We start from the raw sequence: 16152 nt of genomic DNA, 5'->3' as shown, positions 1-16152 counted from the left end.
AAATCCAACTATGATCTACGACCCCCTCGTTTCTACTTCAGTATCGCCATTACACACAAAGCCCAACAGCTATTGGCATGCTGATTATCAATGCCAAACACTACCGTCCTCCTCTGTCTACCCATTCACAGAAAAGCAAACCGACTACCTGGTTATTGGCGGAGGTTACACCGGTCTGTCTGCGGCGATAAGCTTATCTGAGGCAGGTAAAAGCGTAACGGTCATAGATGCTCACGCGTTAGGATTTGGCTGTTCGGGCCGAAACGCGGGGTTTGTCTTATCAGGTAGCGGGCGCTTGTCCTTATCCGCAATACAGGATAAATGGGGGCCTGAAACCGCTACTGGAATGCAGCAAGAGTTTGATAGCGCCGTTGCTTTATTGTTTGAGCGTATTGAGCGATACAACATGCAGGTGGATTTAGTTAAAGGCCCTTACTACAAACTAGCACACACCCAAAAACAGGCCGCACTTTTACATGCATCGGCCAATGCAATGAATCGTCAATTTAACGGCAATGCAGAACTGCTGAGTCAAGACGACATTGCATCTCGCTTTTCTATACGCAGCGTGCATGGTGGAGTGCAGACACCCGGTGCCTGTGTAAACCCACTAAAACTGGTAGATGAATATGCCCGTGTAGCTCTCGCAAAAGGAGCGCAACTGCTATATCAAACGCCAGCACTGCGTATTGAAGACAAAAAATCTTATTTTAATGTAATTACTGAAAAAGGCCCTATTCGCGCAAAACACATACTGCTGGCGACTAATGCCTATACGCCTAAGCAATTTCATTCAAGCATTGATACAAAGCACTTTCCTGTCCAATCCAGCATTTTGGTTACCGCTCCATTGAACAAAGAGATGCAGCAAGAGACTGGTCTTAATCATGCAGCCAGCTTTATGGATACTCGTACCATGAAATACTATTATCGCGTACTTCCTGACGGCAGGCTTTTGTTCGGAGGACGGGGCGCTGTAACGGGAAAAGATGCGGATAATGAAAAAGAAAAGCAGCGTTTATTTAACGCGATGGCGGCCTCTTTCCCGTCATTACGTCACATTGCCGTAGACCATTTTTGGAGTGGCTGGGTAAGCGTATCGATGGATAGCATGCCAAGAATTTTTACTACCGACGAGGGGCGTATCGGCTATGCCATGGGGTATTGCGGTTCTGGTGTGTCGTTTTCTGCATTTGCGGGAATGAGGTTAGCGCAGCGAATGCTGGGTGATAACAGCATAAATCTATCCCTTCCTCTTTACGACACGCCGTTACCCACATACCCATTACCTCAACTGCGCCGACTGGCCTTACAAGGACTTTATCAGTGGGCAAAAATATTTGAGCGATAGTGGTCGATAGCGATAGCAGTATTGGAAGTGATAGAAAAAATGAAAGCGGTATCTGAGCACATAAAAAAGCCTACCACCGCTTTTTAAGTAAATAGCTATTTATGTAAATAGCGGTGGCAGGCTTTTGATAATTCGCATCAGGGTTTACGCAACGATTGCACAGCGTTGCCGATAAAGCGCTTATCTCTCGCCGTAAGCGCTCGTAACTTTACCGTAAAAACCTTCGAATTAAGAAAGAGTGATACGAGCAAATTTACGTTTACCCACTTGGTAAACATTTTCGCCCTTTTCAACAAGCACAAGGCGTGTATCTTCTACTTTGTCGCCGTTAATTTTAACCGCACCCTGCTTAATCATTCTCATTGCATCTGAAGTTGAGCCCACAAGCTTTGCTTCTTTTAGCAAGTTACCAATAGCTACGCCATCGGCAGGCAGGGCAATTTCTAGCTCAGGCATATCATCTGGAATTGCGTTTTTTTGGAAACGCTGAATAAAGTCTTGATGGGCGCCTTCGGCAGCCGCTTCGTCATGGAAGCGAGCAATGATTTCTTTCGCTAGCAGAATTTTAATGTCGCGAGGATTTTCACCATCAGCAACACGGGTTTTAAGGCTGGCAATCTCTTCTAACGGCCTGAAACTGAGTAAGTCGTAGTAGCGCCACATTAAATCATCAGAGATTGACATCACTTTACCGAACATATCGTTTGGTGCATCGGTAATACCAATATAGTTATTTAGCGACTTCGACATTTTTTGAACGCCATCAAGGCCTTCAAGCAGCGGCACCATTACAATAGACTGCTGGCTTAAGCCCTGCTCTTTTTGAAGCTCACGCCCCATAAGCAGGTTAAAACGTTGGTCTGTTCCGCCAAGCTCCACATCCGATTTAAGTGCAACAGAATCCCATCCCTGAACCAGTGGGTAAAGAAACTCGTGAATTGCGATAGGCTGACCGCCGTTGTAACGCTTTTTAAAGTCGTCACGCTCTAGCATGCGGGCCACTGTCTGACTTGCCGCCAGCTTGATCATGCCAGCTGCACCGAGGTTATCCATCCACTGTGAGTTAAAACGTATTTCCGTTTTTTCTTTATCTAGAATTTTAAAAACCTGCTCTTGGTAGGTTTTTGCATTTTCCAAAACTTGCTCTTTGCTTAATGGCTTACGCGTGACGTTTTTACCTGTTGGGTCACCAATAAGACCGGTAAAGTCACCAATAAGAAAAACAACCTTATGACCTAGCTGCTGAAAAGTGCGAAGCTTATTGATCAAAACAGTGTGACCAAGGTGAAGATCAGGCGCAGTTGGATCAAACCCAGCTTTGATTGTTAGGGTTTTACCAGATTTAAGTTTCTCTATTAAATCGTCTTCAGGGAGAATCTCATCAACGCCCCGTTTAATTTCAGCGAGAGCTGTTTGCCAATCATTCATTTGTTATTCACACTCTTTGATAACACTAATTCATTTTGTGCGGCATTTTACGCATACAACGGAACCATTAAAAGGTTTACTCGTCAAAATTGAGTTATAAGCTGTTGCTGTTTTATCAAGTAGGATTTCAACATTGAGTTTATATTCTTTTTGTCTTTCTTTTGGGAAGCTTTTGAATAACCAACTTGGCCTACTTCACGGTGCTGAACACGCATAAAATAGCAGCTTTTGCTTCATAAACAGCAAGAAAAGTTGCTTTTTTAAGCAACCTATGTGACATCGTATTTGATGAATAGTACTATGTAAGCAGTATTTCTCTAGAAAGCAGTAAAAAGAGAAAAGAAATGAGAAAAGAAATGGCGAAAAAAATAGACACTTCTAAGGCTGTCAATTTAATTAAAAAGTTACCAAAGCAGCACAGAACAAGCCTCGCAATAGCCAGCATGTTCTTAGGTGCGCTTATCCTTTTACCATCTGAGCCGGTAGAAGCGAGTCGCCATCAAGAGGCATTATCCCTTGATGCGGGCATACGTTACCCCGTTGCACTTCAACTTACTTCGTCTTCCGACGTTTTCATTGGTGAAGAAGAATCACCTTGGCAGACATATAAAGTAAGAAGTGGCGACACGTTAGCAAAAATATTTAAGCGCGCAGGCTTTACTGCACGTGACGTTTATAACGTTACCAATGCGGGAGAGTTAGCGAAAACCTTAGTAACGTTACTCCCTGGCGACGAACTGTCCTTTAAAGCTGACCGCGAAGGTCGTTTTAGCGAATTAAAATACGCTTTATCGGCAACCGAGACATTGCTGGTACGCCGAAATAAACCTCAAAACGATACAAGTGAACACACCAGCGTTCATTCAGACGCACTAGTCGCAGAGCTTGAAAAACGCAGTGTAGACATTCGCTATAATTTTGCTCAGGGCGAAATAACGTCTAGCTTTTGGAATGCCGCTCGCGAAGCAGGCATGAGTAGCAACCAAATTATGAACCTGGCGGGGATCTTTGGTTGGGACATCGACTTTGCGTTAGAAATACGCGCTGGAGATACCTTCAACGTGGTATTTGAAGAACAGTACATCGACGGTGAGTTTGTTGGCTATGGCGATATCGTTGCCGCTGAGTTTACCAACCAAGGCGAGCAGTTTAGCGCTATTTTACATGAAGATGGCAGATACTATACGCCTGAAGGCCGTAGTATGCGTAAGAGCTTTTTACGTGCACCTATTAACTTTCGATATGTTAGCTCTAACTTCTCTAAAGCCCGCTTTCACCCTGTTCAAAAAAGATGGAAGGCTCACAGAGGCACCGACTATGTGGCGAAAGTGGGAACGCCAGTTATGGCAGCAGGCGATGGCAAAGTAGTTAAATCAGCATATGACAAATACAACGGCCACCACGTGTTCATTAAGCACGGTGAGAAGTACACCACAAAATACCTTCACTTTAGAAAGCGGGCGGTAAAAGTTGGCGATACCGTTAAGCAAGGACAAACGGTGGGTTATTTAGGCAGCACGGGCCTTGCTTCGGGTCCACACGTTCACTATGAGTTTTTGGTAGATGGCGTGCACCGAAACCCAAGAACGGTTCAGTTACCCAAAGCCCTGCCTATTGCAAAAGAAGAAAAAGCGCGATTTATGGAAATTGCGTCGGCTAGACAACAGCAACTGGATAATAACAAGCGCATTATGCTTGCTATGCGATAATAATATAATACCAGTCGGTATAAACGGTTATGTGAATATTAACTAAATGGCTAAATACATTGGATTGATGTCAGGGACGAGTATGGACGGCGTGGACGCCGTCCTTTGTGATATTTCCCATGGCACTTCTGTCTCAGATAATAAAGGCAGAAATAACAAAAAAGAAACCGTTTGCAAAACAATAGCCGCTTACTCACTTCCCTACCCGGATGAATTACTTAACGCCCTTAACGCATTATGTGTAGAGACTGCTAATGAGCTTAATACATTAGCGGTGGCCGACAGATTAGTCGCAGAAGTATTTGCCGAGGCTGTGCATGCCCTCTTGGCGCAAGAAAACCTATCTGCTAGTGATATCACAGCAATCGGATCCCACGGACAAACCATAAGACATCACCCAGACTGCAACGTGCTTTCATTAAGCTTTAGCAAAGACAATCTGCGCACGTTTACCTGTCAAATTGGCGATGCCAATACCCTTGCCGTACTCACCGGCATTGACGTGGTTGCCGACTTTAGGAAAAAAGATATTGCCCTTGGAGGTCAAGGCGCTCCTCTTGTGCCAGCCTACCATAACGCGGTATTCGCCCATCCTTCAAAATACCGGATTCTGGTTAATATTGGTGGCATTGCCAATATAACGGTTGTTCCACCCGCTTATCAGCAACGTCTACCTTTAGGCTTTGACACTGGGCCTGGCAATACGCTAATGGACAATTGGATCCGCCTACATTTAAACCGACCGTTCGATAGCAACGGCAGTTGGGCAGCCCAAGGACGCGTGAATCAGTCGCTGTTAAATCACATGTTAAGTGACACCTACTTCTCTTCACCTTTCCCTAAAAGTACCGGCAGAGAGTATTTTAATATTGACTGGCTAAGTAATTATTTATCAAGCTTCTTCTCTGAGAGGACCGGGCACATTGACGAGAGCAGTAAAGACAACGCTTTTCGCCCAGTCGATATTCAAGCCACGCTGTTGCAACTTACGGCTAAGACTATTACCCATGCAATACAGCAAGTGGTAAGTAATCAGCATACAAACCATGTTGAAAGCGCTTTCGAACAAAACGATATCGAAGTGATTGTTTGTGGCGGCGGCACCTTCAATAGCGTGTTGATGAATCAGTTAGCTTCCAACTTAGCTTGCAAGGCACCTGCTGAATCTTTTGCTAATTTGGCTGCTAATTCACTCTCCGACTCTTCTGCTAACTCACTCACTGACTCTTCTAGTCAGCCATCGGGCTACACCGTACTGAGTTCTGATCATGTGGGTATTCACCCCCAGCATGTTGAAGGGGCCGCATTTGCTTGGCTAGCGTTTGCTTACCTTCATGATATTACAGGCAATGTGCCGCAAGTTACCGGAGCAAGCAGAGCTGCTGTTCTTGGAGCGCTTTACAAAAAGAACTAGCGTACTAATTTTGCATCAATACGAACATTTCATCGGTTTCCTCAGTTAAAAAGCGAGCCTTTAAAGATTCAAAACATCTTTAATATATAATTTCGCACTAATATCGCCTATTGAATCAATCCAAGTTACATCCACTTATGTATTCACTACGACTAAAGTAGAAACCATAAAGGATACTTAATGACAGATTCAGCATTGTTCCAACCCATAGAGTGGGCAGGAAAGACTTTACAAAATAGAATGGTGCTTGCACCAATGACCCGCGGACGCGCTGGAAACGAAAGCATTCCGAATAAAATCATGGGCGATCAATACGTACAGCGGGCCGATGCAGGCCTTATCATTTCTGAAGCCACATCAATTTCTCCAGAAGGTGTGGGCTGGGTTAATGCTCCCGGTATCTATAACGATGAAATGGTAGAAGGCTGGCGTTCAGTTATTGATCGCGTGCACCAAGCAGGCGGGAAAATTGTGCTGCAGCTATGGCATACAGGCCGCGCATCGCACAGCGACTTTCACAACGGCGAGCTACCTTTTTCAGCATCGGCTATCAAAATTGAAGGCGACGAAATTCATACGCCTAAAGGTAAAAAGCCTTACGAAGTCCCCCGAGCTATGACCGCTGATGATATTCAGCGCACGGTAGAAGATTTCAAAAAAGCGGCGATAAATGCAAAAGCTGCTGGTTTTGACGGTATCGAAGTTCACGCTGCCAATGGTTACCTGCTTAATCAATTTTTAGATAGCCGCAGCAATCAGCGTGACGACAACTATGGCGGCAGTTTAGAAAACCGCTATCGTTTTCTTTCTGAAGTGATGGACGCAGTGCTAAGCGTTTGGCCTGCAGAAGATGTAGGCGTTCGTTTATCGCCTAATGGTGTTTTCAACGACATGGGTGCCGACGACTACAGAGAAACCTTTACGTACGTAGCACAGCAGCTTAACAAGCTGAAAGTTGGTTATTTGCATGTAATGGACGGACTGGCTTTTGGTTTCCACGAGCGTGGCGAGCCAATGACTCTTGCAGAGTTTAGAGCGCTGTTCGACGGCATTATTATTGGGAACTGCGGATACACGAAAGAAGAAGCAGAAAAACGCATTAGCGATGGAGACGGTGACATGATTGCTTTTGGCAGACCGTGGATTACCAACCCTGACCTTGTGACCCGCTTTAAGCACAATTACCCGCTAACCCCCTTTGATGATCCATCTACATGGTATGGCGGCGACGAAGAAGGCTACACCGATTATGAAACCTATCGCGAATCAAGCGGTAAAGACGCTATGTCTTCGTTAACTTAACAGGGGTTGCGTAACCACAGCCTAAGTACGAATTACGAATTACGAATTACGAATTACGAATTACAAAGTAATTAGCGCAGAATTAAGTAAGCGCCAGTAAAAATAAAAAACGCCTATCGTTTAACAACGATTAGGCGTTTTTTGTTAGCGTGTAATTTGACGTAGCCCTTGGGCATGCAGCTTTAGCTAAGCGCTTTTTGTTTACTCGCCAACACGGCCAATTTTTCTAAGCATGACATCCACGCATACTCGTGTTGCTGGCATTCTTCTTGAGTCATAAAACCACTTTGCTCTAATACAACATTAACATGGCCTTCCTCAACTTCATTAAAATGAATGTTTACTGAAGTCATTACAGAGTCTTCTAGGTTATCTTCCCAAGCCCAAGAGAATACCAGTTGCTCGTTAGCTAACAGCGTAACGTATTCCCCGGTTAGCGACATTTCGACTCCGTTAGGCTCCATCATTTTAATGCGGTATCGCCCGCCCTCTTTAAAATCGTTCATCACTTGAGTAACCGAACAATTACCCGGAGCAAACCACTGCGAGAGGTACTCAACTTCATGAAACGATGCATAAATAAAAGGTAGCGACGCGTTGAATGTGACATCTATGGTGAACTGATGCATAAAATGGCCTTTGTCATTTATTTTTAACTCCCTTAAACACCTGGCGTAAGCGTTAAGGGTTCTGCTTTTCTCTTACTGTCGTTATCGACCAGCATCTTTAAATGCTTAAATCTTTAACCCGCGCATTCGCCTACCCTTTTTCCACTCATATTGTTACTTCATACTAGCGCCTCAATAAACTAGCGCCTTTATGAACTAGCGCCGCAATTTCTATTATGCTGTTAACTCTGTGTTGGCGACACTTCGTTATTAACCTTATATTAGCGACGCTAGCCCAGCTCTGTATCTTTAGTATTACAAAATGCATATAACAAAATACACACCATAAATGACACAGAGTAAACTTACTCGCCCATAAGCGACTGCATATTAGGCTTACTGCCAAAATGTTGTGCGCAGACTCTTTCGCTTACCGTTAAATACAGCGCATCAATTGCCTCATTACCCATAAATTTATGACTAAACCCTGGCGTGCTGGCATCAATGAAATGACGAGAAGCCAGTATGAAATGTGCAATAAGCTGTTTTACGTTATCGGTGCCCATCGCAATACGCATGGTAGTAAGCTCAATACCCGCTTTCGACTGCTCGTCTTTGCTTAACTCAGAATGCGAGGTTAACGCAGGGCACAGCACAATCGTGTTGTTCTGACCAATACTCACTTGATGACTAAACGCAGGCTCTAGGGCATCGAAAAAGCGAGTAAATACGTCTTTCGCTAAACCAGCGGGTGCCATATCGATAGTAAATAAGGTGCATGGCCAGCCATGAGCATGCTGTTTCTCCCTAAGTCCTGCATTTTCGTGCTCTGCCAGCCCATGGCAATTCACTCTAATGAGCGGATGAGAGCTTAGAAATGAAGTAAACACTTGTGTATTGATTACCTTTGTCATCATTCTCTGCTCTAACGTTTTCATTCCATTTAATACATCAAACGCTTTTTCAGAGTCTAAGAAAGCGCCCTTGATGTAATACACGTCCCAGAACATGGTTTGCGACCAATCTACACCATCTACACTACTTCCCTTAGGCTGAAACATGCGGTGGCCTTCACCTATCACCACACCCGCAGTTGTTGCGCCACTGCCACATAAGTCCTTGGTATAGCTGTGGACAACATAGTCTGGCCGTGCAGCTTTGTTTTTATGCTGTAGCGGCTGATGCAGTACTGGCGTGGCAAGCGTAGAATCAAGCATTACCAGCGCACCTTCAGCATGCGCAAGCTCACAAATACCAGGCACATCGAGAACATAGCCATGGGGGTTACACGGAGACTCCATGTAAACATGCATTGAAGCGCCATTGTTTAAACGCTCAGAGTGCTGATGCTTAGTGTGTGCCATAAAATCTGCAAAGCTCTCTTTGTCATACCCGTCGAACCACGCAATTTGAATATCCATCCTATTTTCTCTGGCGAAGAAATCGTGAAGAAGCTGATAAACGCCCCCATATACATTTCTAGACACAATTAACACGTCGCCATGACTTAACACGTTCGACAGCATGGCATCAATGGCTGCCATTCCAGAGTTAAAATTCCAAGCAAGGTATTCAGAAGCATAGGGCCCAGCCTCCATGTCCACAATGGCATTCGCCAGGGAAATGTTTGTTGGGTTCAGTAGGCGAGAATATATTTGGTGAGTAAACTCTTTGCCTTGAAATGCATCGTCTACCCACTCTGTGCAGGCATACACGTAAGTTGCTGTTCTCACCACCACCGGTGTCGCTGAAAATAGCGCAGTAACGTTATCAAACATTGGGTAATGACCCTGAGAGCCATTGCCGCTAGACAAACTTTGATAAGTTGCGCGAAATGGGTTTTGTAATGTATCTAGCACCTTGGCAATTTGAAAAGACAAAAACTTTTTAGCATTGAAATAGGCGACCCTGTCTTCTTTGTCCAATGTTTGCAATGTGTTGGTAGTAATATTCCATAGCTCCATTACACTTGATTGTGCGCCATATAGGTGGTGCGCGGTTTGTGCTAAAGCCTTGCCGTAATCGCTAGACGCATCGATGCCAAAATGGCTTAGCTGTTCGCTAACTAAATCCTCTGTGGTATTGGCCTCAGTGGTATTGCGTTTAGGTGAAAGTACTTTAGCGTGTTCAACCGAGATAGAATGATTGTGGGTATTATCCGACTGCATGATAGTTCCATTAAAATAGTGAAATTGGATTAGGACTGTTGGCTAAGCTAAAAAGCAAGCTATTAACTAAAACTTAAAACTATATTTACAATTTGAGAACAAACAGACGTGCGATAGATGAACATGCACTAGGAAAGAAAAGTTTACTTAAGAGTAAAATCTGAATGAATGAAAGCGCTCAAAAACCATTAAAAGTCGCAATTTTAAGCAACGAGGCAGAGCAAATTGCCGACGCTATTCGCGCAAAAGCGGCATTATTACCCGATACTTTTCAGTACATTGATATAGGCATCGCCACTGCGAGCTCCGAGGATATCGACTGTGATAACACCGAAGTGCTGCTTGCAGATCCCAATCTAGCGGCTAGGGTTATTCCGCGCTGCCAGCATTTGAAATGGTGCCAATCTACCTGGGCTGGCAATGCTCCACTTCTCAACCTTGAAAAAACTGACTATGAATTAACGGGGCTAAAAGGCGTATTTGGGGAATTAATGCGTGAGTATGTGTTTGCCTACTTACTGCAGTTTGCGCGAAACATACCCGCATTTGCCGCGAACCAAAACGCTGAGCCACCGGTGTGGCGCGCTGAGACACGCTTTCCCCTCAACGGGTTAACACTGGGTATTATTGGTTTAGGTAATATTGGCCGTGCGCTTATTCCTGTAGCACATAGTTTTGGAATGAAAGTAGTTGGCGTGTCGAGAAGCGCTAAGCCAGTCGAAGGTGCAGACGCCATGTATATGCCTTCGCAAATTACCCAATTTGCAGAGAATGTCGATCACGTTGTTAATCTTATGCCCGACACCTCGCACACCCAGCAGTTGCTCTCTAAAGTCTTCTTTGCTCACCTAAAGCCCCATTCTATTTTAATCAATGCAGGGCGAGGAAGCGCTATAGACGATGACGCATTAATTAATGCGTTAGACGAAAGCCGGCTGGCCCACGCTGTTTTAGATGTTTTTGACCTTGAACCATTGCCAGCTACTCATCCATTTTGGCATCATCCAAAAATAACGGTAACTGCGCACACCGCGGCAGAGTCTCAACCTGAAGATGTGGCACAGGTGTTTTTAGACAATGCCGAGCGCTATCTCAACCATCAACCGCTACGCTATAAACTCGACTTCACTAAGGGCTATTAGAGGTTATCAGCAGTGCAAATTTATGTGCGAGGATCGGTAGCCGTCACTTCAATTTTGTTTTGATGCTTTTCGTAAAACCACAATAGCTCGGGGTAATCTTGCATATCGTGTAGCTCTCGGAACAGTACCCAATCGACTAATGAGTAAAGGCATATTTCGGGGTAATTCCACCCGCTAAAAAGGCCCCTATTTATCTGGTTTGATAACGACGTTAACACTCCCTCTATACGTTCGCTCTGCAAATTGAAGTAAAGTTTCTCCTGCGCGATATCGAAATCAGATCGCTTCAACAAAAGCAGTTGTACAAATGAATCGTTCGCAGCATCAATAAGGGTTAATTGATTTTCAGCCTCCCATGTTAAAGGCTCGTATTGATATTTATCCGCGAGATAGTTGTAGATAATTCGGGAATCAAAAATTATTTCGCTGCCGTCTTCAAGGCAAGGTACTTTCAGCGTGGGGTTACGAGAGGCTAATAGCTCCCTATCTGCACCAGAGAAAATCTGTAAGTTTAAAAACTCGTGATCTATTGAAGCAAGTACAATACGAATACGCCTAACGAAAGGTGACGTAGTAGAGCCATACAGTTTCATAAAAACGTCCTACAGCAAATCCATTATATGGGTAAGTGTAGACACAAAACGTACGGGTTGAAAATAGAATTTGTTGAAAGGATTCATAGAGCAGATACCATAAAGAGAGTAACGTGTACCTGCCCTATTTTGAACTACGCGCGTTATACGCTAAAGCTAGCACCGCATCCACAAGTTGTTGTGGCGTTTGGGTTTTGTACTAAGAATCGAGAGCCTTCTAAGCCATCAACATAATCGACAACACCGCCGACTAAATATTGTAAGCTCATTGGGTCTACAACCAGAGTAACGCTGTCTTTCTCAATGGTCATATCGCCTTCATTGACTTTCTCATCGAAAGTGAAACCATACTGAAACCCTGAGCAGCCGCCACCGGTAACGTAAACACGCAACTTAAGCTCTGTGTTCTCTTCTTCGGTAATCAGCGCTTTAACTTTATGTGCCGCCGCATCAGAAAACTCTATTGGCAACGCCGTTTCGACTGACATATTTACCCCTAACGTTAATTACTTTTCACACATTTTACTATGCCTTGATGTTGAATACACCAGTGCATGTAGCAAATAACATGAGTTTAATTCGGTATAAGTATATGCCCGCTACTCTGGCAAGGTGACGTTTAGCTCTAAAACACTGCAGTCATCGTTGTTATCTAGCTGTACAGACACTTGGTCATCCGCTATTGCCACGTATTTGCGAATAACTTGGATAATCTCTTGCTGCATCATAGGTAAATAATCGGGTTCAGTGCGTTTTCTGCGCTCATGAGCAACAATAATCTGTAAGCGCTCTTTTGCCACCGCCGCTGTACTTGGCTTTTGCTTTTTCTTTAGTAAATCGAAAATGCCCATTACTTACCTCCTAGTAGACGCTTGAAGAATCCTTTTTTCTCAGCATCAAGGAAACGATGTTCAACAGTTTCACCAAGCAGGCGTTTTACGGCGTCGGTATAGGCTTGCCCCGCATTGGCTTCTTCATCAAGAATAACAGGTTGGCCTTGGTTAGATGCTTTAAGCACAGACTCTGACTCTGGGATTACACCGAGTAGCGGAATAGCTAAGATTTCCTCTACATCTGCAACGCTAAGCATTTCTGCTGTTGCTACTCGAGCCGGGTTATAGCGAGTAAGCAGCAAATGCTCTTTTACTGCTTTGCCTTGCTCTGCGCGCATCGATTTACTTTGTAGTATACCCAGAATACGGTCTGAGTCTCGTACCGACGATACCTCAGGATTTGTCACTACAATGGCTTCATCGGCAAAATAGAGCGCCATCTGTGCACCTTGCTCAATTCCTGCTGGTGAGTCACAGATAATAAAGTCGAAGCTTTCTTTCAGTTCGTCTAATACCGCTTGTACGCCTTCAATAGTAAGCGCGTCCTTGTCTCTGGTTTGCGACGCAGGCAGTATAAATAGATTGCTGGTGCGCTTATCTTTAATAAGAGCCTGTTTAAGCGACGCCTCTTTGTTGATAACATTAACGAAGTCATATACGACGCGACGCTCACATCCCATGATAAGGTCGAGGTTTCTCAAGCCTACATCGAAGTCGATAACCACGGTTTTGTGACCTGCCAACGCCAAACCTGTGCTAATTGCTGCACTTGACGTGGTTTTACCCACACCGCCTTTGCCCGATGTTACTACTATAATCTTAGCCATTTACTGTTTTCCTTTGTACGCGCACAAACCGTTAAACCAACGCCTCTATGCGTAATGTATCTTCTTCTAAATATATTTGAGCAGGTTTTTTCCAACATTCACCTTTCACGGTGTCGTGCATAATAAACTGCCCTGCAATTGAAACGAGTTCTGCATCAAGAGACTGGCAAAAAACCCGTGCGCTACTATTTCCTTTTACACCCGCAAGCGCCCTGCCTCGCAGCGTACCGTAAACGTGAATATTACCATCGGCCAATAGCTCAGCCCCTTCGCTGACCGACGCTGTCACTACCAAATCGCTGCCTTCGGCATAAACTTGCTGACCTGAGCGCACTGGGCGCATAATGACTTTTGCCGGTTTTAGAGCAGCGGCTACAGGTGTTGGCTCGGGTTCCGGCGCTTGGTAATTAACTTTTGAATGTGAATTCTGCTTTTCGCTGTCTGCAGTCCCTTTCTTTGCGGGTTCGCCTTTAGACGCGTTTACTTCGCTGTCACTAAACTTACTTTGACTAACATCAGCAAGCCCAAGGTCGTTAATAACAGCTTTTAGCGCTCCCACCTCACCTTTCACTGCCATCGGTTGCAACTGCAAGCGTCGGCAAAGTGCAATAAGTAGTTCAAACTCCGTTGCAGAGAGTGGCTTCATTAGGTGTATTATCAGCGAGGAACGCGTAAAAAACTGAGGTGCACTAGCGACTTTACTCTCTAATTGCGATGTAAATGCATCTGGATCAAAGTCGATTACTTCCAGTACTATGCTGGTGAGCGTAGTACCCTTCATGCGAAAGCACGTTGCTGTCATTTATTTTTCCCGAAAGACTTATAGAACGCTGGCTGTAAAGGCCATAAAACGCTGCGTCACACTTGTATGTTAACTGTATCAAAAATCCCCTTTACAGCAACTATAAAGCGAACATCATTCCCATAAACGTCTACTTAATAGCCAATAAATGCAAATAAAAACGAAAGGCTGTGCAATTGCATCGAAAGGCAGACTTCAATAAATATAATCGATAAGAAAAGCCTTATAGAAAATAGTGGTAGAAACCTTCGCAAAAACGATTATAAAGGCAGTATTTTGGTAGACTGCGAGTAAACCGATTGCCCCATATATCAACTATTTCACTAACGGTTTGACGTTAGCTTTTTGGGGTCGAGCAATGCAGTCAGCTCGTCTTTCGGTATATCCGTCATTGCTTCTGCCACCTCTAAAATAGGCTTATTTTCTTTGTAGGCCACCTTGGCTATTTCGGCCGCTTTGGCATAACCAATCACAGGGTTTAACGCGGTCACTAACACCGGGTTTCGGTAAAGCACTTCTTCTAAAGCCTCTTTGTTAACAGAAAATGTTTTAATTGCCTTTTCACCAATAAGCGAGACGCTGTTCGTCATTAAGGTGATAGAGGAAAGTAAGTTACTCGCTATCATCGGCAGCATAACATTGAGTTCGAAATTGCCAGACTGACCGCCAACGGTAATTGCCCCATCATTACCAATAACCTGCGCACTGGCCATGGCAACAGCTTCAGGTATAACCGGGTTGACTTTTCCAGGCATAATCGAAGAGCCTGGTTGTAATGCTTCTAGCGCTATTTCACCTAAACCGGCAAGAGGCCCTGAGTTCATCCAGCGTAAATCATTGGAAATTTTCATCATGGTGACGGCAAGGGATTTTACTGCGCCTGACAAGCTAACCGCGGTATCTTGAGAGCCAATGACAGCAAAGAAATTTTCTGCTGGGGTAAATTTTAGCTCTGTTAACTCGCTGATGGTATCTGCAAATGTAGCGGCGAAATCTGGGTGGGCGTTGATACCTGTACCTACGGCGGTGCCGCCTTGGGCAAGAGATTGAATCGCAGGTTGATGGGAGCGAAGTGTACTTACCTGTTGTTTAAGTTGCGCCGACCATGACAACAAACTTTGATCCATCCTTATTGGCATGGCATCCATTAAGTGTGTGCGACCTGTTTTGCAGTACTGCGATACTGAACCCGCTTTTTCTTCTATTTGCGCAATCAGTGTCTCAACAGCGGGAATGAGGTGCTTTTCTAATTCTAAGGCCGCACTGACGTGAATAGTGGTGGGTATAACGTCATTCGAACTTTGACCATAATTGACATGATCGTTTGGATGGATAGTCTCGTTAGGGTGAATAGTCTCTTTTAAATAGCGACTCGCTACAGTAGCTATCACTTCGTTGGCGTTCATGTTTGAACTGGTTCCCGAACCCGTTTGAAAGACATCAACCGGGAAATGCGCCATGACATCATCGCTATTAAGTAGCTCATCGCAGGCACTTACAATTACCTTCCCTCTTGATTCGTCGAGGGCTTCAAGTTTCATATTAGCTAGCGCGGCTGCTTTTTTTACGGTGATGAGTGCGCGGATAAAAGGTTCGGGTAATCGCTGACCACTAACTGGAAAGTTATTAATAGCACGCTGTGTTTGCGCGCCATACAAAGCTTCATGGGGTACGTTTAATTCGCCCATACTATCTTTTTCCACTCGCGTTTTAGTCATAGCATTAATCCTTTTTGCAATTCAAACATCTCGTCAAATAAATGGGGTTAAACAAGTAGGGCTAAATAGGTGCATTAAAAAACGCAATTCATCGAGGTATGTTTGCCCTACCTCTAACCTTACAAGTTTGTAATGCTATTTGACGGTTTTGATCACTTTATCTTTGAAACAACTGTATAACAAAGCCAACAAGAAATTAATGATAACTATTATCAATAAGGTGATCTCTCATTAACCCACCGCGTAAAAAAAGTAAC

14 protein-coding genes are annotated in these 16152 nt (G+C 44.4%); 5 read left to right on the top strand and 9 right to left on the bottom strand.

All coding sequences use genetic code 11. The features are described 5' to 3' along the window. The first annotated feature begins 10 nt into the window (after positions 1–10). Complete coding sequence (locus GTQ48_RS00480; RefSeq protein ID WP_163104406.1) at positions 11–1351, top strand: NAD(P)/FAD-dependent oxidoreductase; 1341 nt, start codon at positions 11–13, stop codon at positions 1349–1351. A 228-nt stretch (positions 1352–1579) separates the two neighbouring features. On the opposite strand, the gene tyrS is transcribed toward GTQ48_RS00480, so the two are convergent. Continuing rightward, on the bottom strand, positions 1580–2779 hold the full coding sequence (gene tyrS, locus GTQ48_RS00475) for a tyrosine--tRNA ligase (protein WP_163104404.1): 1200 nt from the start codon (positions 2777–2779) through the stop codon (positions 1580–1582). Positions 2780–3135: 356 nt separating this feature from the next. On the opposite strand from tyrS, the gene GTQ48_RS00470 reads away from it, so the two are divergent. From GTQ48_RS00470 to GTQ48_RS00460, 3 genes are all read left to right on the top strand, one after another. Further along, the gene (locus tag GTQ48_RS00470) at positions 3136–4488 is read left to right on the top strand and encodes an OapA family protein (RefSeq protein ID WP_163105054.1); all 1353 of its coding nucleotides are present in this window, start codon (positions 3136–3138) and stop codon (positions 4486–4488) included. A gap of 46 nt (positions 4489–4534) precedes the next feature. After that, complete coding sequence (locus tag GTQ48_RS00465) at positions 4535–5902, top strand: anhydro-N-acetylmuramic acid kinase (protein ID WP_163104402.1); 1368 nt, start codon at positions 4535–4537, stop codon at positions 5900–5902. Between the two features lie 180 nt (positions 5903–6082). Beyond that, on the top strand, positions 6083–7204 hold the full coding sequence (locus GTQ48_RS00460; protein ID WP_163104400.1) for an alkene reductase: 1122 nt from the start codon (positions 6083–6085) through the stop codon (positions 7202–7204). 182 nt (positions 7205–7386) lie between these two features. Here GTQ48_RS00460 and GTQ48_RS00455 read toward each other — a convergent pair whose 3' ends face one another. After that, entirely contained in the window at positions 7387–7833 is a 447-nt protein-coding gene (locus GTQ48_RS00455; protein WP_163104399.1) for an SRPBCC family protein, read from the bottom strand. Between the two features lie 344 nt (positions 7834–8177). After that, positions 8178–9980, bottom strand: a complete 1803-nt coding sequence (locus GTQ48_RS00450; protein WP_163104398.1) for a trans-sulfuration enzyme family protein — start codon at positions 9978–9980, stop codon at positions 8178–8180. A gap of 164 nt (positions 9981–10144) precedes the next feature. Between GTQ48_RS00450 and GTQ48_RS00445 the strand changes: the two genes are divergently transcribed. Next, positions 10145–11122 carry a D-2-hydroxyacid dehydrogenase gene (locus GTQ48_RS00445; protein WP_163104397.1) on the top strand — a complete coding sequence of 326 codons (978 nt, stop codon included), beginning with the start codon at positions 10145–10147 and terminating at the stop codon, positions 11120–11122. A 20-nt stretch (positions 11123–11142) separates the two neighbouring features. Here the strand turns inward: GTQ48_RS00445 and GTQ48_RS00440 are convergent, their stop codons facing one another. The 6 genes from GTQ48_RS00440 to GTQ48_RS00415 form a co-directional block, all read right to left on the bottom strand. After that, entirely contained in the window at positions 11143–11715 is a 573-nt protein-coding gene (locus GTQ48_RS00440) for a glutathione S-transferase family protein (protein ID WP_163104396.1), read from the bottom strand. Between the two features lie 143 nt (positions 11716–11858). After that, positions 11859–12203: an iron-sulfur cluster insertion protein ErpA gene (gene erpA / locus GTQ48_RS00435; protein WP_163104394.1), complete on the bottom strand. Its 345-nt coding sequence runs from the start codon at positions 12201–12203 to the stop codon at positions 11859–11861. Between the two features lie 111 nt (positions 12204–12314). Continuing rightward, on the bottom strand, positions 12315–12566 hold the full coding sequence (minE, locus tag GTQ48_RS00430; protein WP_032097356.1) for a cell division topological specificity factor MinE: 252 nt from the start codon (positions 12564–12566) through the stop codon (positions 12315–12317). After that, positions 12566–13375: a septum site-determining protein MinD gene (minD, locus tag GTQ48_RS00425; protein WP_032097355.1), complete on the bottom strand. Its 810-nt coding sequence runs from the start codon at positions 13373–13375 to the stop codon at positions 12566–12568. The genes minE and minD overlap by 1 nt, the downstream gene beginning before the upstream one ends. Before the next feature lie 31 nt (positions 13376–13406). Then, on the bottom strand, positions 13407–14177 hold the full coding sequence (minC, locus tag GTQ48_RS00420; RefSeq protein WP_163104392.1) for a septum site-determining protein MinC: 771 nt from the start codon (positions 14175–14177) through the stop codon (positions 13407–13409). Positions 14178–14500: 323 nt separating this feature from the next. Then, positions 14501–15895, bottom strand: a complete 1395-nt coding sequence (locus tag GTQ48_RS00415) for a class II fumarate hydratase (protein ID WP_163104390.1) — start codon at positions 15893–15895, stop codon at positions 14501–14503. Between the last annotated feature and the right edge of the window lie 257 nt (positions 15896–16152).

Source organism: Alteromonas genovensis, assembly GCF_010500895.1.
GTDB lineage: Bacteria > Pseudomonadota > Gammaproteobacteria > Enterobacterales > Alteromonadaceae > Alteromonas > Alteromonas genovensis.
The sequence above is the reverse complement of the archived record's forward strand: the minus strand, read 5'-3'. Positions and strand labels throughout refer to the sequence as shown.